The organism is Pseudomonas sp. GM_Psu_1, assembly GCF_026544185.1.
Classification (GTDB): Bacteria; Pseudomonadota; Gammaproteobacteria; order Pseudomonadales; family Pseudomonadaceae; genus Chryseomonas; species Chryseomonas oryzihabitans.
The window spans coordinates 1-18915 of record NZ_JALNUX010000023.1; the positions used below are offsets into that span (position 1 = coordinate 1).

Genomic DNA, 18915 nt, shown 5'->3' on the forward strand with positions numbered 1-18915 from the left:
TCCAGCTGTCGCACTAACCTAAGGTTTTACCCGTCTTCTGAAGTCAGCGGGCTGTAGCCCGTAACGCGCCAGCTTGACGTACAACCCGGCTCGAGAAACGCCTAAACGGACCGCAGTCTGCCGTAGATTCCCACCTGTTTGCTCCAAGGTCGCGCGGATCAGATCGCGCTGTCCCAACTCCAGTGGCGTGAGGCTATCGCCTTCAGGAGTAAATGGCTCAGCAGCATCGAGCATGCCGGACGGCAGGTCCGCCGAATGGATGAGCGCGCCTTGTGCCAGGTTCATCGCTCGCTCGATGACGTTCTCCAACTCCCGCACATTTCCGGGCCAGCCATGCGCCATGAGCAGTGCGAGGGCTTCGTCGGCAATGGCCAGCGGCGGCCGCTCTAGGTTCCGGCCCACGCTTTTAAGTAGGCTCCTCACAAGCAGCGGGATGTCCTCGCGGCGCTCGCGCAACGGCGGGACCTGCAGCGGAAGCACATTGAGGCGATAGAAGAGATCTTCGCGGAAGCCTCCGCTCGCGACCGCCTGGGCCAGATCGCGGTGGGTAGCGGCAATCACCCGGACGTCGACCACCTGGGTCTTCTTCGACCCGACCCGTGTTACCTCGCCTTCCTGAAGCACCCGAAGCAGGCTCACCTGCGCTTCCAAGGGCATGTCGCCGATTTCATCCAGAAATAACGTACCGCCATCGGCCAGCTCGAACTTCCCCGCAGCACCGCCGCGGGCAGCCCCAGTGAAGGCGCCCTCGACATGGCCGAAAAGCTCGCTCTGCACCAGGTCGCGTGGGATAGCGCCGCAGTTCACTGCAATGAAGGGGCCATGGTGACGGGCGCTAGCGTTATGGATCGCCTGGGCGAACAGCTCCTTGCCCACGCCGCTCTCCCCCAGCACCAGCACCGTCGCCTCGCTGCGGCTGGCCGCCTGCGCTACCCTCAAGCTGTTCTGCAAGGCCGGAGAGCGCCCCTGGATATCGGTGAAACTGTAGCGCGCCCGCGTACCTAACATCTGCCTGGTGATCTCGCGGATACGGCGATTCTCCCGTAGCGACAGCACCCAGCCACCTTGGGCAATGGGCGAGGCCGACGCAAGGCATGGCAGGCCGCTGCCGTCTGGCAGCAGTAGGGTGAGATCTCGATCCTGACGCTCCCATCGGCGATCCAGCCAGAGGTCGAGATCGGTATCCTGGCTGACGAAGCTGGCGAAAGGGCGCCCCTGCTGTGAATCATCAAGCTGCAGCAGCCGACGGGCGTAGCCGTTCAGGCTGCGGATGCGGTGGTGATCATCGAGCAGGATGACACCTTCATTGAGCACCTCCAGCACCCGCTGCTGTTCGTCCAGCAGCGCGGTGAGGGCCAGCTGCCGAGAGATAGCCTCTGCCGCTGCCTGTACCGTGCCCAGGGTGTGGCAGTGGAAGTTGCCCACTGCCGCGGTTAGGGTCAGGGCACCGAGCAATCGTCCCTGCGTGTCGTGCACCGGTGCCGAGGCGCAATGCATCCGCCGCTCCCGCAGCTCGCGCTTGAAATTCTCACCGGCGAGAACAAACACCAGCCGCTGCTCACGCAATGCCAACCCGGTGCAGTTGGTACCCTGCACCGACTCCAGCAAGCGACTGCCCAAGGGCGTGAGATCCACTCCGCAGGCGGCCAGCGTTACACCCTCGGCATCCGCCAGGTTGAGGTGCCCATCAGGGTTGTAGCGCAACAGGTCGGCCATGATCGGCGCGGCGATGTCCAGCAATTCGCGTTGGGCTTCCAACCGCCTGCCTAAATCGTATGAGTCGACGAATTCGTAATGAAATTCGTCGGCGGCGATGCCCGCCCCGCGACTGCGCAGCCAAGACGCGCGGATCACCGGCCGTACCGGATCCAGGTCATCTACACCTGCGATGCAGGCCTTCCAAGCGGCTTTCAGCTCGCGCTCGATACGATTGGCAACGGTCGACCGCTGAAGATCGGCGACGAACTGCAACTCGCCCATCAATTCGCTCGCAAGTGTCTGCTCAGGCATCAGAAGCTCCCTGTCCAACCGTTGGACATGTCCAGTTGGACATGTCTTTTTTATAGACATACTTCATGGTTGGCAAGGTCTGGAAGCCGCATCGTGGCTGCATTTCTCGTACTGGCATGGCGGTTGCTCCCGCCCTACCGGGCTCGCTGCCCACACGTACAACAAATATAAGAGGATGCCTCATGCCCCAGACGAAGAATTCCCTATCCCTCGGCCTCATCGGAGCCGGCCGCATGGGTACCTTCCATGCCACTGCCCTCGCCCAGCACCTGCATGGCGCGCGCCTAATTGCCTTGGCGGACCCGGCGGCTGGCGCCGCTGCCAAACTCGGAGAAAGCCTGGAGGTCACCCACATCCATACCGATCCGCAGGCGCTAATCGATGATCCGTCCGTGGAGGCCGTTGTGATTGTCGCGCCCGCTCGCAGTCATGCTGAACTGGTGATTGCCGCCGCCCGGGCAGGCAAGCCGGTGTTCTGCGAAAAACCCATGGCCGTGACCCTTGAGGAGGCCGATCGTGCCATCGCTGCCTGTGCTGAAGCAGGCGTTGCCCTGCAGGTGGGCTTCAATCGGCGATTCGCCACCAGCTTCCGAACCGCTCGCGAACTGATCACCCAGGGACGCATCGGCACGCCTCAGCTGCTGCGCTCGCTCACCCGCGATCCAGGGCTGCACAACCCGGCGGCGGTGAAGCCCTGGACCATCTTCCTGGAAACCCTGATCCACGATTTCGATACCCTCAATTTCTTCAACCCGGGCGCCCGGGCGACCCAGGTGTACGCGGTGGCCGACGCCTTGGTGCGTCCCGACTTCCGCGACCAGGGGCTGCTGGATACCGCCGTGGTGACCGTTCGCTACGACAATGGCGCTATCGCCACCGCCGAGGCGAATTTCCAGGCGGTATATGGCTACGACGTCCGCGGCGAGGTCTTTGGTAGCGCAGGCATGCTCACCGCCGGAGACGCCCGTACCAGCGAGTTGCTCTGCTACGGCGCTGAGGGCATCAGCCAGACCACGCAGCGCTCCGATGCCGAGCTACTGCGTGACGCCTATCTGGCCGAACTGCGTGCCTTCGTCGACGCAGTGCGCCAGGGTACGCCGGTGCCGGTAGGAGGCACCGATGCCCGGGCCGCGTTAGCCATCGCCCTGGCCGCCATCGAGTCGGTGAAAACCGGCCAACCGGTCGACGTCGCGGAGTGATGCCATGACCTCATCCCCCTTCATCCTGGCGGTCAGCGCCGAAATGGTCTTTCTCGATCTGCCCTTCGTCGAGCGCGTCCGCCGCCTGCATGCCTTGGGCTTCGCCGTGGAAATCTGGGACTGGACCCGCCATGACATCGACGCCCTGGCCGCCACCGGGGCGCGCTTCACCTCGATGACCGGCTACGTCTCCGGTGACCTGGTCAGCACCGAGGGCCGCGCTGCGCTGCTCGCCAGCGCTCGGGAGTCCCTGGCCGTGGCCGAGCGCCTCGGCTGTCCCTCGCTCAACCTGCATGGCACCGGCCTGGACAATCGCGGCCTGCCGATCAATCCCCTGACATCGGTGAGCGGCGGCCAATGGCTGGCAGCCGCTACCACCCTGGCGGACATCGCACGTCTGGGCGCAAGCGCCGGCAAGGTCTTCCTACTGGAAAACCTCAACACGGCCGTGGATCACCCGGGCGTTCCCTTCGCCCGTGCCGAAGACACCCTGGCCCTGATCGAGGCCGTTGCCAGCCCTCACCTGCGCCTGAATCTGGATCTCTACCATGCCCAGATCGGCGAAGGAAATTTGATCGAGCTGATTCGTCGTGCAGGGCCGGCCATAGGCGAAATTCAGGTAGCCGATGTCCCCGGACGCTGCGAACCAGGTACCGGCGAAATCCACTACCCGGCTATCGCCCGAGCACTCGCCACCCTCGGCTATCGCGGTGTGGTCGGCCTCGAAGGCTGGGCCTCGGAAGGTGATACCGAGCGCGCCCTGGAACGTTTCCGAACGGCCTTCTCGCTGTAGTCCCGGCTCGCCACTGCAACATCAATAACAACAAGAGGAAACCGCCATGATCCTTCGCAAATTACTCTGCGCTACCTTTGCCTTCGTTCTGATGCCGTTTGCCCTGGCCGATTACCGCATTGGCGTCAGCATCGCCAAGGTCGACGATAACTTCATGACCTATGTGCGTCGTAATCTGGAAGAGGCCGGTAAGGCCGAAAAGATCAGCATGCAATTTGAAGACGCCCAGGGCGACGTCGTGCGCCAACTGAATCAGGTGCAGAGCTTTCTAGCCCAGAACGTGGATGCGGTGATCGTGCTACCGGTGGATACCGCTGCCACCGTCAACATCACTCGGGCCGCCACCACTGCCAAAATTCCACTGGTCTACGTGAACCGGCGCCCGGATGATCCCAAGCTGCCTGCCGGGGTGGTCGCCGTAGCCTCGGATGACCTGCAAGCCGGGCAGTTGCAGGGGCAGTTCATCGCCAAGCAACTGAACGGCAAGGGCAATATCGCCCTGATCATGGGCGAGCTGACCCAGAACGCCACCCGCGGCCGCTCCGAGGGCCTCAAGGAAGCGCTCAAGGCTTATCCTGACATCAAGGTGGCTGCCCAGCAGAACGCCGATTGGGACCGCAGTAAAGGCATGGACCTGACCAGTAATTGGTTAACTGCAGGCACCCATTTCGATGCCATCGTCGCCAACAACGACGAGATGGCCATCGGCGCCGCTATGGCGCTGCAACAGGCCGGCATGGGCAAGGGTAAGGTTCCAGTGGTAGGGGTGGACGGGCTGCCCGACGGCCAGGCGGCGATCAAGCGCGGCTTGCTCGCGGCATCGGTATTTCAGGATCCAAAGGGGCAGGCGCTGCAGGCGGTACAGTCCGCGCTCAAGATGATCCGCAAGGAACCGGTCCAGGCGGATGTCTGGGTGCCCTACGAGCTGATCACGGCCGATAACCTGGCGACTTACGCAGCACGGTTCAAATAGCGACTCGATGTACGCCAGCCTGGACCTGGCGGCGTCCCGAAGGCATACGGGGCGCTGCCAGAATAGAGGGATCGCACTGCAACAACGCGCCTCGAAGGCCGGAGGCTAGCTCCTGGGATCACAGCACCGCGTCTAGCGCTGCAAAAGGTCTCAGTATCCGTTTCGTACACCCCTGGTCACCGCTCGCTTCCTGTCATGGCCAGTCTTTTACCAGCGACCTGAAGTAGAGGGTGAAGATCAGTCGCACATCCATGAGCGGTGCGAAGATGTCCTGGTCACGCAGGATGCCCGCCAGCGTGCCGGAAAAGAGGCTATGCAACTGCAGGCTGGCATCTCTCGGCGTTACGCCGGCCTGCAGGCGCTGCCGTTGGCCGTCGAAGAGGCGCTCGACGTGCGTCACGAATTCGCGAGTCAAGGCATTCTCCCGCTTCTCGACTTCGTGCAGTTCCTGGGTGAATTCGCAACGGTGCATAACGATGGTCATGACACGCCGTTCCCGTCCAGGCTGAACGAATTTTTCCATGCACTCCACGCACAGCTCGTACAGCCTTAACAGGCAGTCGCCCTCCCCCTCCGCACTCAACTGCTGGGTAAATTCATCAAGTGGAATGCGGATGCGATTGAGCATCTGATGAACCAGCTGCGCCTTGTCCGCGAAGTGCCAATACACAGCTCCTCGGGTGACTCTACACTCTCTTGCGATCATTTCGAGGCTGGTGCGTGATACACCATTCTCGAGAAACAACGCCTCGGCTGCATCCAAGATGGTCTGCCGGGTTTGCTCAGCGTCTTCCTTCGTACGGCGCATTAGGTATCTCGTTCCAGAGGCGTCTATCTCGGCAGTGTACCGTTTGGCCTGCCATTTACAAACATTCGCGCATGTATGCGTCCATAGGCTACCCCTTCAGCATCTTCACAGGATGCGTGCTCGTCATCGCTAGGACCTGCTCAGATGCCATCGGCTTAGTTAGGGCAGCCGTTGAAGAAAAACAGGGAGAGAGCCATCTCTTCCTGGTGGACTCAATTTCTAACTGAAGACGACGTAGGGAAACGCCGCTCCTACCGCTACGCGAGTCCAAAAAATGATTGTGTGCAGCGCTTAAGGCATACGTGGCCGCGCTGCGCGTGCTGCCGAGTTCAGCAGCGATCAGGCCCCTGTCCAACGCTTGAACAGCACGCTGGCGTTGACGCCTCCAAAGCCGAAGCCGTTGGACAGGGCATATTCAATCGGTATCTGCCGTGCCTGCAGGGCAACAAGGTTCAGGCCTTCGGCAGCCGGATCCGGATGGTGCAGATTCAGCGTCGGCGGCACGACCTGGTCACGCAGGGCGAGCACGGTGAAGATGGCCTCGATGCCGCCTGCGGCGCCCAACAGATGCCCGGTGCTCGACTTGGTGGAGGTGATGGCTACCGGGGACGTATCGCCAAACACTGCGCGGATGGCGGCCAGCTCGCCCTTGTCGCCCACCTGGGTGGAGGTGGCGTGGGCGTTAATGTGCTGGACTTCGGTCGCGTCGATCCCGGCCTGGCGCAGCGCCTGCGTCATGGCGCGACGGGCACCGCTGCCGTCTTCCGGGCCGGCGGTGAGGTGATAGGCATCGGCACTGGTGCCATAGCCCAACAACTCGGCCAGCGGGGTGGCACCCCGCGCCAGGGCATGCTCCAGCGTCTCGATCACCAGCAGCCCCGCCCCTTCGGCCATGATGAAGCCGTCACGCTCTTGGTCGAAGGGCCGCGAGGCCTCCTTTGCACGCTCGTTGAACCCGGTGGACAGGGCGCGGGCCACAGCGAAGCTGCCCAGGCTGACGCGGTTGATGGCGGCCTCGGCCCCCCCGCAGAGGGCGATGTCGGCCTCGCCGCTGCGAATCAGGCGGGCGGCGTCTCCAATGGCCTGTACACCGGCGGCGCAGGCGGTGATGGGCGCTCCCAACGGTCCCCGGAAACCATGCTGGATAGAGACGTTACCCGCCGCCATATTGGCGAGAAACGACGGTGCGGTGAAAGGCGATAGCCGGCGTGGGCCACGCGCATCGGTGGTCCGTACCGCTTCGGCGATGGCACCGAAGCCGCCGACCCCGGAGGCAATGATGGTCGCCGTCCGCTCGCGTTGCGCCTCGCTGGTCGGCTGCCAGCCGGCCTGGTCGAGCGCTTCCTTGGCCGCCACCAGGGCAAACTCGATGAAGCGATCCATCTTCTTCAGGTCCTTGGCGGCGATGGCCACCAGGGGGTCGTAGCCCGCTACCGGATCCTCGGCGCGGTCGGGAACCTGACCGGCGATGAGACTGCCCACCCCGTCGCTGACCTCGGCCGGCAACAGGCTCAGTCCCGAGCGACCGGCCAGCAGCCGCGCCCAGACGGCATCGGTACCGCATCCCAGTGGACTGACGGTACCTACGCCGGTGACCACGATGCGTGTTCTGTCGTTGCCTTGCATTGCATTACCTCTTCTCTCGATGGACGAAGCGCCTGCGGGCGGCCTCGTGTCTTGTTCGCGCCCGATCAAGGCGCGTGCGCAAGGTCGGTGGCCCTAGGGCTTGTCCTTGCAGCGTTAGTCGCGATCGTTTTCTGTAGCGGCCTATGGAAAGTCTTCCGAGCGCCCCTCTGCCAAGGTGTTCTTGCTCGCATTCGCAGCACGGAAGCTGCTGGCCCCGGGGAGCGTATTCACGGGTACACACAGGACTGCGGTGAGTAGCGCCAAGGCGATATGGCACAGATAAACGGGATCGAAGTCGGCACGTTGCAGACTGGGACTGCCAAGGAGCAGAACGGTCAGAGCAACGCCCATGACCGATCTGATCTGGCGGATGGCCTGGTTTATAGCGCCGCCCACGGCGTAGTGATCGGCAGACAGGCGACTGACCGCCGCGCCCGCCAGCGAGGGCATCACCAGGCCGACGCCAACGCCACTGAGCACCATGCCCGGCAGCCACTGTGTCAGGTAAGCGGGCTCGAGCCCTGGAACCAGGAGGAACCACAGTCCGCTCATGGCGTAGACCAGGCATCCGATCAGCAGCAATGGGCGGTGGCCATACCGGCTCGCTACCCGGCCCGACAGTGCAGCGGTGGGTACCACCAGCAGCGGTCCCGGCATCATGGCCAGACCGGCCAGGGGCAGCGGGTACTTCCAGATCGCGCTCATGTAGAAGAAGAAGGCGAAAAACATCATCGAAAACGCGATGCCGAAGCTTAGGGTCGCAAGATTGACGTAACTGTAGGTGCGGTTGTGAAACAGGCGCAGGTCCACCAGTGGAGCTGCGGTAGAGCGCGCCCAGACGACGAATCCAACCAGGCACGCCAACCCGACGCCCAGTGCGCCCAGCAGCGCCTGCCGTGACCAGGCCGGAGAGTCGGACTGCACGAGGGATAACGCCAGGGCACCGATGCCGACCACCAGCAGGCCCATGCCCACCAGGTCCAGCGGCCGCCCTTCGGTCTGTTGTTTCGTCTCAGTCAGCAGTCTTGTTCCGCGCCAGAGCGCGAAGACGCCCAGGGGTACGTTCAGGTAGAACGCCCACTGCCAACCGAGCGAAGCGACGACGAAAGAGCCGAGGCTGGGACCGACGGCCGCGGCCAGGCCTCCGACCGCTCCCCACAGGCTTACCGCCACCGCCCGCTTGGTGATCGGAAAGGCGGCCAGCACCAGCGACAGCGACGCGGGCGTGAGCAAGGCAGCCCCGATGGCTTGCGCGACCCTTGCTGCCACCAGCCATCCGACGGAGCCCGCAAGGCCGCAGGCAACGGACGCACCCACGAACAACCAGACCCCGGCTAGGAATACCTTCTTGCGTCCATGCCGGTCCGCCAAGCCACCGGACGGAATGAGCATGGCGGCGTATACCACCGTGTAGGCGTTGAGTACCCAGGAAAGATCTGCTGGTGTTGCGTCCGGGAATCCGGCCCGCAGGGCGCTGAACGCCGCGAACAGCATGGTGCCATCCATGGCCACGAGAAACACCGCGATGGCGGCCACCCAGAATACCGGCCAGGGTGAAGCGGTCGCGGTCGCTACCCCTATCGGTGCGTTTTCGCCGGGGACGGGTGGCACGTCGGTATGGGTGCTGTCCAGGTGGGTCATGGGAGGTCTTCGCTCAGTGGGCTTAAGGGCGTGTCCTGCAAGGGAGGTGGCCCGCAGGTTGGCGCGGATCGGGTCAAGCCAGCCCGAAGGTCTTTCGCAAGCCCTTCTCGACGGGACCGGCCGGCATGAAGCGACGCAGCCTGGCCAGGAGCGTTGCCTCCCCTTTGGGCGTGTGCCGCATCTTCCAGCCGCCCAGCGCCGCCTCGACGATCGTGCTGGCCACGCCTTCGGGATCGGGTGCCTTTTGAACAGCCTTTTGAATGGTCTGGGCGACCACACCAAACTGCTGCTCGTATTGCGGGATCTTGACGGCGGTCTGGGGCGCATTGAGATCCAGGTTCGTCCGGGTGAACGAGGGCTCGACCAAGGCCACGCGAATCCCGAACTGGCGTACCTCGTGGTCCAGCGTTTCCGATAGCCCTTCCACCGCATGCTTGGAGGCCGCATAGAGCGCCATATACGGGGCCGGCAGGAAACCTAGCACCGAACTGACATTGACGATGCGACCGGCGCCTTGCGCACGCATGTGCGGCAGCACCGCCTGGATCGTGCGCAGGAGGCCGAAGACGTTGGTGTCGAACAGGCTCCGGGCTTCACCGATCAAGGTCTCTTCCAGCGCACCGAGCAAGGTCCCCCCGGCACTGTTGACCAGGACATCGATCCGTCCGGCCCGCGCGATGATGGCGGCGGTTCCGCGTCGTACCGAGGCTTCATCGCGGACGTCCATTTCGACGAGTTCCACACCCGGGATGGCCTGAGCGGCTAGTTGACGCCGGACGGTGCCGAACACCCGGCACCCTCGCCTGGCCAACAGGATAACGGTAGCGCGCCCGATGCCAGACGACACGCCTGTGATAAGGACAACTTCTGCTTTCGACATGTCAGTGCCTATGAGTGGAATGAAGGGGACAGAAGTGATCAGCCGTGCTCAGGAGATGGCTTGATCCTGAACCAGATGGCATACATGGCCGGCAGGAATACGAGCGTGAGCACGGTGCCTGCGAGAGTGCCGCCGATGAGGGTGTAGGCCAGGGTGCCCCAGAACACCGAATGGGTAAGCGGAATGAAGGCCAGCACCGCCGCCAGCGCCGTGAGGATCACCGGGCGCGCTCGCTGGACGGTGGCCTCGACCACCGCCTGGAAGGGCGGCAGGCCGTCGTGTTCGTTCTGATGGATCTGGCCGATGAGGATCAGGGTGTTGCGCATCAGGATGCCTGACAGCGCGATCAGCCCGACCAGGGCGTTGATGCCGAAGGGTTGCTGGAACAGGATCAGCGTCGGTACGACCCCGATCAGCCCCAACGGGCTGGTCATGAAGACCATGATCATCGCGGCCATTGAGCGCACCTGAAGGATGATGATGAGCAGCGTTAGCGCGATCATCAGCGGGAAGATCGGCAGCATCGCCTCCATCGCCTTGCCCGATTCCTCGATGGCGCCCGCCTGCACGATCCGATATCCCGCCGGCAAGCGGTCGATGATCGGCTGCAGTTGCTTGAGCACGGCAGTGGAAACGTCCGGCGGTTGCAGCTCTTCGGCGATGTCGCCGCGCACGGTGATAGTCGGCACTCGATCACGCCGCCGTATGATGGGCTCTTCCATCTGCACCTCCACCTCGCCGACCTGCGACAGCGGAATACGCTGCCCCTGAGCGCCGACTAGAGTGAGATCGGCCAGCCGCGCGGGGTCGAGGCGAACGTCGCCCGCTGCGCGAGCCACCACCTGGACGGTGCGGATATCTTCGCGTACCGCCGTTACCGGCACGCCGCTGAGCAGGAATTGCAGCTGCTGCGCCACTGAGCTCGAGCTCAAGCCTATCGCCTGCAGGCGATCCTGCTGCAGTTTGAAGTGCAGCACCGGCGTACGGGTGCCCCAGTCGGTGTTGACGGTGCGCATCATTGGACTTGCGCGCATCACCTGCTCCACCTCCCCTGCCACACGACGCAGCACCTGCGGATCAGGGCCGCTGACCCGGTAGGCGACCGGGAACGGTGAATAGGGCCCAAACACCAGTTGGGTGACCCGCAGTCGTGCCTCGGGCGCAAGCCCAGCGGCAATGGCCTCACGCAGGCGCAACTTGAGCGATTCGCGGGCCTCCGGGTTGTCGGTGCGGATGATGATCTTGGCGAAGGAAGGATCCGGCAGTTCCGGGCTCATCGCCAGGAAGAAGCGCGGCGCGCCCTGCCCGATGTACGAGGTCACGATTAGGGCATCGTCCTGCTGGGCGAGCCAGGCCTCGACCTTGGTCGTCGCCCGCTCGGTCTCGGTGATCGAGGTGCCATAGGGCATCTGCACCTCCACCATCACCTCGGGACGATCGGAGATGGGGAAGAACTGCTTCTTGACGACAGCCATACCTAGTATGGCGCCGACGAACAGCGCTATTACCAGTATCGCGACTAACCATTTGCGCGCGATCACCTGGCCAAGCACTCGGCGAAAGCGGTTGTAGCGTGGCGTGTCGTAGAGGGCGGTGTGGCCGCCTTCGACGGTCTTGGTTTCCGGCAGAAGCTTGACGCCCAGGTAGGGCGTGAACACCACCGCCACGACCCAGGAGGTGATCAGCGCGATGCCGACGATCCAGAACATGTTGCTGGTGTATTCGCCTGCGGTTGAGCGGGCGAAGCCATTGGGCATAAAGCCCACGGCCGTTACCAGAGTGCCGGCTAGCATAGGGGCGGCGGTATGGCTCCAGGCATAGGCCGACGCCTTGACCCGGCTATAGCCCTCCTCCATCTTCACCACCATCATCTCGATAGCGATGATGGCATCGTCCACCAGCAGACCCAGGGCCAGGATCAACGAGCCGAGGGTAATGCGATCAAAATTCTTACCCGTGGCGGCCATGATCAGGAAGACAGCGGCCAGCGTCAGGGGCACCGCAGCGGCTACGACGATGCCCACCCGCCAGCCCATGCTGATGAAACACACCACCATGACCACCAGCAGCGCAACGAAAAACTTGACCATGAACTCATCGACCGACGAGGCGATGTTGACCGCCTGATCGGTCACCTTGGTGAGACTCATTCCCAAAGGCATCTCAGCGTTTATGGCGCCGACCTCGCTTTCGAGTGATTTGCCGAGGTCCAGGCCATTCCAGCCGTCGCGCATGACGATGCCAAGCAACAGGGCTGGCTCGCCGCCGTTGCGGATGACGAAGGTCGCGGGGTCCTCATAGCCTCGCTTGACCGTCGCGACGTCCGTCAACTTGAAGGTGCGGCCTTTGACGATCACCGGGGTATCGCGAATGGCATCGAGCTGATCGAAAGCCCCATCCAAGCGGACAAACACCTCGGGGCCGCGGGTTTCTATGAAACCTGCGGGGGTCAGGACATTCTGCGCATTGAGCGCGGCGAAGATGTCCTGGGGCGAGACGCCCAGGGTCGCCAGGCGATCATGGGAAAATTCCACATAGATACGCTCGGTCTGCTCCCCCAGAATATTGACCTTCTTGACCCCCGGTACATGCAGCAGGCGCTGGCGCAGCGTCTCTGCCTCACGCGCCAGCAGCCGCTGCGGCTCGCCCCGGGCCTTGAGCGCGAAGAGCGCGAAGGTGACATCGGCGTATTCATCATTGACCATTGGCCCGATGACTCCGGCGGGCAGGGTCTTGGCTTCGTCACTGATCTTCTTGCGCGCCTGGTAGAACTCCTCCGGGACCTCGGCCGGCGGCGTGCTGTCGAGCAGCGTCAAGGTGGTAAAGGCCAACCCCGGACGGGTATAGGTTTCCGAGCGGTCGTACCAGTGCAATTCCTGCAAGCGCTTCTCCAGCTTCTCGGCAACCTGATCCTGCATCTCCTGCGCCGTTGCACCTGGCCAGGCCGTGATGATGGTCATGACCTTGACCGTAAAGGCCGGATCTTCCGCCCGGCCCAACTTGAAGAAGGCCAGCACCCCACCGACCGAGATCAGCAGGATCAGAAACAGGGTAATGGAGCGCTCGCGGACAGCCAGCGCCGACAGATTAAATCGGCTCTCGCTCACGGCTGCTTTCCTTCAAGGGCACTGTTGGCATCTGTGGCCAACCGGATCGGTTGGCCTTCATGTAGCAGATGAACGCCGAGGGCCACGACCCTGTCACCCTGCTGCAGCGGTCCGTCTACCAGAGCGGTGTCATCCGACACCTGACGAACCTGCACGGGTACCCAAGCAACCTGTTCGGGCGAGCCCTGGATACGCCAGACCCCCGCGCCCTTGCCCTCGTCGTACAGCGCACCCAATGGCACCTTCAAGGCGTTCGCCCGCTGCACAGTGTCTTCCGGGATGCGCAGTGTCACCGTTGTGCCCAGGGGAGCACTGGCCAGTGCCCCTTCGAGCACATAGCGCGCCTCAAAGGTACGAGTCTCGCGGTCGGTGCTATCCGACAACTGCCGCAGCCGCGCTGGTCCCGGCTGTTGCGCCCCACCTAAACGGCTGGCTTGTGCCAGTGAGCCAAGCGCCGGACGCAAGGTCTCCGGTAGCTGGACGACGACCTCGCGGGCGCCCGCGCGGGCCAGGCGCACCACAATCTGTCCTGCTGCTACGACCTGCCCGGGCTCGGCTAAGGTGTCGACCACGGTGCCATCCGCATCGGCAACCAGGACGGCATAACGGCTGGCATTGAGCGCTACTTCGGCCTGGGCTTCGGCAGCCTTGAGCTGGGCCCTGGCCGTATCCGCAGTGGCCTTGATCTGATCGTAGCCGGAGACCGAAATTGCCCCTGTGCCTCGCAGGTCGCGATAGCGAGACTCATCGTCCGCCGCTTGGCGAGCCCGCGCCTGGGCAGCTGCCACGGCTTCGCGCTGAGCCTGCAGCGCCAGCTGCAGATCGATGGGATCGAGTTTCAGCAGCGGCTGCCCGCGCTTGACGGTTTCCCCGATGTCTACCAGCCGTTCAGCGACCTTGCCTGTCACGCGAAAGCCGAGATCGCTCTGGATCCTCGCGGCGACGATACCGGTAAAGGTACGGCTAGCGCTCTCGGCGGGCTCCGCCACTGCAGCTCGCACCAAAGGCGCCTGCGTACGGGGGTCTCCTTGGGAAGGGGCGTTGCAGCCGGCAAGGGACAGCGGAAGGACTGTAGCCACCACAGCAGTGGAGAGCAGACGGCGCGCGAACATGGAAGCTCCGAGAGGATGCCAGCAGAGCGCGCAATGTGATACGAGTGACCATATTAGTCAATAGTCACAAATCGATTTAGGGGGCGAGGCTTCGCAGCACCAGGTTGGCCAACTCGGCAGGAGCGACGTCAAAATGCTCAAAGCTGTACTGGAGCATCAGTGGATTCAGATAGGGTCGCAACACGAGATAAGTCGCCAGTGTCACGTCGTCGATGGGCGTCTTGCGTTCGAACTGTCCCTCCCAGCGGCCCTGCACCAATATCTCCTTGAGAAGCTCCTGCACACGTGCTTCGTAGCTGATCGTGGCAGGCCATCGACCCGTCGCCGCAGATATGGCAATTTCATATAGTTTTCGATCATCTGAAAACAACTGCAGCGTTGCAGTAGGAAGGCTCTGGAAAAGCCTTCTTAGCTTCTCTTGAGGTTTAGTGGTCGAGGCAACCGCTGCCCTGGCCTCAGCCTCAATTTTCTGGAGGCAATCCGCACAAATAGCTTCGCCGATCGCCTGCTTCGAATCGAAGAATTTGTAAATGTAAGCCTTGGAAAACCCGATGCTTTTGGCGAGTTCGGACACGGTGGTTTTCTCGTACCCGTAGAGGCTGAAGTGCTCTTTCGCTGCCACAATGATCTGGTGACGGACGTCGTGCTCAGCCGGTCCACGGGACTGGCCAGGTGAAACTAATTCGTTAGTCATGGGATAGGCGTTCCGGCGGTTGCAAAAGGAAACGGAAAGTGACCAATATACACATCAGTCACCATAACCGTTAGGCGTTGCTCAGGATAAAAGCCCATGCGCTCCAGACTCCAGATCATTCTGCTCACCAGCGCTACCCTGATGAGCGGCTGCACAGTAGGGTCCGACTACCAGGCCCCTGTAGTCGCATTACCTGCGGCTTTTCAGCAGAGGCCGGTGGCGGCGCCCCTGGCCGATCAGTCCCTTGCTGGCTGGTGGGACCGTTTCAACGATCCGCTCTTGAGTCGCCTGGTGGAACAGGCGCTTGCGCAAAATCTTGATCTGGCCCAGGCCGACGCACGCATCACCCAGGCTCGCGCTGGCGTTACCGCCGCCAAAGCCGCGCTATTGCCAGTAGGCAATCTTAATGGCCAGGCCGGTCGCGCCTATCAGTCTCTGGAAACTCCGCTCGGACGGGTGCTTAACTCATCACCCAGCTACGACAGGAGCGGTTCTTCTTATGAAGCCAATCTCAACTCAAGCTGGGAGCTAGACGTGTTTGGTGGCCTGCAGCGAGGCCGCGAGGCCGCCCAGGCCGACTACCAGGCCTCCTTGGCCGGCGCCAGTGCCGTGCGCCTAGCCGTGGCTGCCCAGACAGCCGATCTTTACCTCGATATCCGCGGTCTGCAGACTCGCCTGGCGATCGCTCGGCGTCAGGTCGATACCCAGCGAGGACTGCTGTCGATGGTCACGCTATTGAATGGCAAGGGGTTGGCAACCGACAGAGAGCGTAACCAAACCGCTGGTGGGCTAGCTGAAGTTCAGGCGACGATACCGGCTCTGCAATACGCTCTAGAACAGGGGTTGAACGCCCTCGACGTCATGTTGGCCAAGCCGCCTGGCACCTATCGAGCTGAGCTGGCAGCGGTAGCACCTATTCCCACGGCGCCTCGTATTGAAACAGCTGGCAGTCCCACCGACCTGCTCCGTCGGCGTCCCGATTTGATTGCAGCCGAGCGGCAACTGGCTGCCGCAAATGCACGGATAGGCGTAGCGGTTGCCGAGTATTATCCCAAGTTGTCCCTGAACGCGTTGATCGGCAGCGCGACCACAATCTCCGGCAGTAACTTGTTTAGCCACGATGCCAATCAGGCCCTGGGCGCCCTGGGCGTACGTTGGCGACTATTCGACTTCGGTCGCATTGATGCTCAGATCCAGGCAGCCAAGGGCCGCGATGCGGAATTGCTGGCGGCTTACCGGTTGGCGGTGCTGCGTGCTACCGAGGACGTTGAAAACGCCCTCACTGCTCAACTCCGCCGAGAAGAGCAGGCAGCATTGCTTGCCTCTAGTGAAGCCTCCCTAGCTCAGGCTCGCCAGGCGTCATCGCTTGCGTATCAGAAAGGTGTAGTGCCCCTGATCGAGGTTCTGCAGGCTGACGAGCGTTTGTTACGGACCGCAGACGCACGTGCTCAGGCGCTAGCCTCTGCTGCGCAAGCGACGGTCGCGACGTTTAAGGCGCTGGGGGGCGGTTGGCGTTCGAATGCAGCCACTCTGCGTGACGAAGAAGTAGGTCAACGCAAGCAAAAACCTTTGTCTCATCTAACTCAACGCATGAAATCGAGCGAGACCTCGGTGTTTCTAGAGCTTTAGATTCTGGCTCTACATTTCCTTTGCCCTTATATCGCGCGTGGGGCGCGGGCGGATGGAGGGGGGAGCCCGGGCGGAGGAGGTGCAAGGGTTGGGGAGTGGTTGGAGGGTGAGATATGTGCAGAGGTGGTAAATTTTTGTTTTCACTGGTGTGACCGTTGCAACCCTTGTCCAACGGAGCACTAACGTTTAACGGCCGATCCAAGCAGAGCGGAAAGGCCACATGTTGGTATGTTAGGCCTCGCTCTTTGACCTCGCTACCGTCGGTGGCGATGCGATACATCACGCGGAGGCCAACGTCACTGTTTGCCTCCGCGAAGAAGGGCCGGATTCATCCCTTGCTGGTGCCTATTCCGACAGAAAACCTCGACCCCCAGCTGCCAATTGCTGCAGTCGCGGGCAGATCTCGGTGCCGCGTTCGGCCAGCGCGGCCGACCAGCCTTCCAGGGTACTGACGATGTGTGCCAGCCCGCAGTCATCGGCGTAGTACAGCAGGCCGCCGCGATAGCGCGGAAAGCCGTAGCCGTGCAGCCAGACCAGATCGATATCCACCGCCCGCTCGACGATGCCTTCCTCCAGCAGCCAGGCCGCCTCGTTGATCATCACGTATAGGCAGCGTTCGAGGATTTCCTTGTCGCTGTGGTTGCGTGGGGCGATGCCACGGCGCTGGCGATGGGCGGCCAGCATTTCGGCAACTATGGGATCCGCCTGGCCCTGCCGCTGGCCGGGCTCATAGCGGTAGTAGCCGGCGCCGGACTTCTGCCCGAGCCGGCCGGCAGCGTGTAGTTGCTCGATGAGGTCACAGGCCCGTTCTGCGGCACTGAGCGCCTCGCCCCGTCCCTGGCGATTGCGCCAGGCGATGTCGATGCCTGCCAGGTCACGCAGCTCGAAGGGACCCATGGGAAAGCCGAAGTCACGCAGCACCCGGTCGACCTGCTCCGGGGCAGCGCCCTCTTCCACCAGCAAGGTCGCCTCGCGCTCGCGCACCGCCAGCAGGCGATTGCCGACGAAACCATGGCAGTTGCCCACCGCCACAGTGGTCTTGCCTAGGCGCTCGCCCAGTTGCACGGCGGTCGCCAGCACCGCCGGTGCGACCGTGCGGGTGCGGACCACCTCCAGCAGCCTCATCACCTGCGCTGGGCTGAAGAAATGCATGCCGATCACCGCCTCGGGCCGGCCGGTCACCGCGGCGATGGCGTCGATGTCGAGGTAGGAGGTGTTGGTGGCCAGGATGGCGCCGGGCCTGGCCAGGCGATCGAGCTGGCGAAAGACCTCCTGCTTGACCGCCAGATCCTCAAAGACCGCCTCAATGACCAGGTCGACCTCGGCCACCGCCGCCAGGTCAATCGCACAGCGGATCAGGGCGGCGCGCGCACTGGCCTGCTCCGCCGTGAGCCGACCCTTCGCCAGGGCGCCGGAAAAATAGCTGTCAATCGTTGCCCGTCCGCGCTCCAGCGCCCGAGGCTGGGTATCGATCAGGACGGTCGGTATACCGGCATTGGCGAGGCAAAGGGCAATACCGCTACCCATCAGCCCCGCGCCAATCACCGCTACCTGCCGTAACTCAAGGGGTGGCGCTGCCTTGGCCAGGGCCCGGTTGCGCCCGGCCAAGGCGCGTTCGGCAAAGAACACGTGGCGCAGAGCGCGAGCCTGGGCGGACTCACGGCGGGCAACGAACAGCTCGCGCTCGCGCACCATCGCTTCGTTGAAGGGCAGCTGCCAGGCGCCCCGCAGAGCTTCCAGCGCCTGCACCGGCGCCTCCTGGCCAGGCAACTTGCGGAGCAGCGCGCGGGCCTGGGCTTCGAAGGCCTCCAGATCAAAGGGCGCTAGCTGACGTTCGCCGGTTGGGCGGCTTGCAAGTCCCGGCTGTTCTTGCAGGAAGGTCTGGGCCAGCGCCAGCGGCTCTCCCTGCCCCAGGCCATCGATCAGCCCGGCGGCAAGCGCTGCACCGGCATCCAGTCGGGCACCGCCCACGATCATATCCAGCGCCAGCGGCGCGCCCACCAGCCGCGGCAGCCGTTGGGTGCCGCCCGCACCCGGTATCAGGCCCAGGCTGACTTCCGGCAAGGCGAAGGTGGTGCCGGTCACCGCGATGCGGTGATGACAGGCCAGCGCCAGCTCCAGGCCGCCGCCCAGTACCGTGCCGTGCAGAGTGGCGACTATCGGCTTGGGCGATGCCTCGACCGCCGCCAGCACCTCGGGCAGGTGGGGCTCCTGCAGTGGAAGGTCGAATTCGCGAATGTCGGCGCCGGCGACGAAGGTCCGCCCGGCACAGCTGATCACCAGGGCCCTGATCCCTTCATCCGCCAGGGCCTCCTGCAGCCGCGCCAGGAGCCCCGCGCGTACCTCGCGTGACAGGGCATTGACCGGGGGATTGTCCAGGGTGATGACGCCCAGGGCGTCGCTGCGATGCAAGGTTACGGTCGTCATGGGGTCTCCCGAGGGG

At 63.3% G+C, this 18915-nt stretch carries 13 protein-coding genes; 4 read left to right on the top strand and 9 right to left on the bottom strand.

Annotation, left to right across the window (positions count from 1 at the left end; genetic code table 11):
* Window positions 1-18: 18 nt before the first annotated feature.
* Complete coding sequence (locus OXS31_RS22620) at window positions 19-2010, bottom strand: sigma 54-interacting transcriptional regulator (protein ID WP_267402176.1); 1992 nt, start codon at window positions 2008-2010, stop codon at window positions 19-21.
* 182 nt (window positions 2011-2192) lie between these two features.
* Between OXS31_RS22620 and OXS31_RS22625 the strand changes: the two genes are divergently transcribed.
* The 3 genes from OXS31_RS22625 to OXS31_RS22635 are packed head-to-tail and all read left to right on the top strand — an operon-like array spanning window position 2193 to window position 4975.
* Window positions 2193-3209 carry a Gfo/Idh/MocA family oxidoreductase gene (locus tag OXS31_RS22625; protein ID WP_267402178.1) on the top strand — a complete coding sequence of 339 codons (1017 nt, stop codon included), beginning with the start codon at window positions 2193-2195 and terminating at the stop codon, window positions 3207-3209.
* Between the two features lie 4 nt (window positions 3210-3213).
* Window positions 3214-4002: a TIM barrel protein gene (locus OXS31_RS22630; protein ID WP_267402180.1), complete on the top strand. Its 789-nt coding sequence runs from the start codon at window positions 3214-3216 to the stop codon at window positions 4000-4002.
* 46 nt (window positions 4003-4048) lie between these two features.
* Window positions 4049-4975 carry a sugar ABC transporter substrate-binding protein gene (locus OXS31_RS22635; RefSeq protein WP_267402182.1) on the top strand — a complete coding sequence of 309 codons (927 nt, stop codon included), beginning with the start codon at window positions 4049-4051 and terminating at the stop codon, window positions 4973-4975.
* Window positions 4976-5168: 193 nt separating this feature from the next.
* On the opposite strand, the gene OXS31_RS22640 is transcribed toward OXS31_RS22635, so the two are convergent.
* The 7 genes from OXS31_RS22640 to OXS31_RS22670 all read right to left on the bottom strand — a co-directional run bounded on the left by OXS31_RS22640 (window position 5169) and on the right by OXS31_RS22670 (window position 14843).
* On the bottom strand, window positions 5169-5783 hold the full coding sequence (locus tag OXS31_RS22640) for a TetR family transcriptional regulator (RefSeq protein WP_267402184.1): 615 nt from the start codon (window positions 5781-5783) through the stop codon (window positions 5169-5171).
* A 339-nt stretch (window positions 5784-6122) separates the two neighbouring features.
* Window positions 6123-7409, bottom strand: coding sequence for a beta-ketoacyl-ACP synthase II (gene fabF, locus OXS31_RS22645; protein ID WP_267402186.1), 1287 nt, complete (start codon window positions 7407-7409; stop codon window positions 6123-6125).
* A 141-nt stretch (window positions 7410-7550) separates the two neighbouring features.
* Window positions 7551-9050, bottom strand: a complete 1500-nt coding sequence (locus OXS31_RS22650) for an MFS transporter (protein ID WP_267402188.1) — start codon at window positions 9048-9050, stop codon at window positions 7551-7553.
* A gap of 73 nt (window positions 9051-9123) precedes the next feature.
* Entirely contained in the window at window positions 9124-9930 is an 807-nt protein-coding gene (locus OXS31_RS22655; RefSeq protein ID WP_267402190.1) for an oxidoreductase, read from the bottom strand.
* A gap of 38 nt (window positions 9931-9968) precedes the next feature.
* Window positions 9969-13037 (bottom strand): efflux RND transporter permease subunit, encoded by a 3069-nt coding sequence (locus OXS31_RS22660; protein WP_267402192.1) that lies wholly within the window; start codon window positions 13035-13037, stop codon window positions 9969-9971.
* Complete coding sequence (locus OXS31_RS22665; RefSeq protein ID WP_267402194.1) at window positions 13034-14149, bottom strand: efflux RND transporter periplasmic adaptor subunit; 1116 nt, start codon at window positions 14147-14149, stop codon at window positions 13034-13036. Before OXS31_RS22665 ends, OXS31_RS22660 begins: the two co-directional genes overlap by 4 nt.
* A gap of 76 nt (window positions 14150-14225) precedes the next feature.
* Window positions 14226-14843, bottom strand: coding sequence for a TetR/AcrR family transcriptional regulator (locus tag OXS31_RS22670; protein WP_267402196.1), 618 nt, complete (start codon window positions 14841-14843; stop codon window positions 14226-14228).
* Window positions 14844-14939: 96 nt separating this feature from the next.
* Between OXS31_RS22670 and OXS31_RS22675 the strand changes: the two genes are divergently transcribed.
* A complete protein-coding gene (locus OXS31_RS22675; protein WP_267402198.1) occupies window positions 14940-16472 on the top strand; it encodes an efflux transporter outer membrane subunit in 1533 nt (510 codons plus the stop codon).
* A 345-nt stretch (window positions 16473-16817) separates the two neighbouring features.
* Here OXS31_RS22675 and OXS31_RS22680 read toward each other — a convergent pair whose 3' ends face one another.
* Complete coding sequence (locus OXS31_RS22680) at window positions 16818-18899, bottom strand: 3-hydroxyacyl-CoA dehydrogenase NAD-binding domain-containing protein (protein WP_267402199.1); 2082 nt, start codon at window positions 18897-18899, stop codon at window positions 16818-16820.
* Window positions 18900-18915 lie beyond the last annotated feature (16 nt).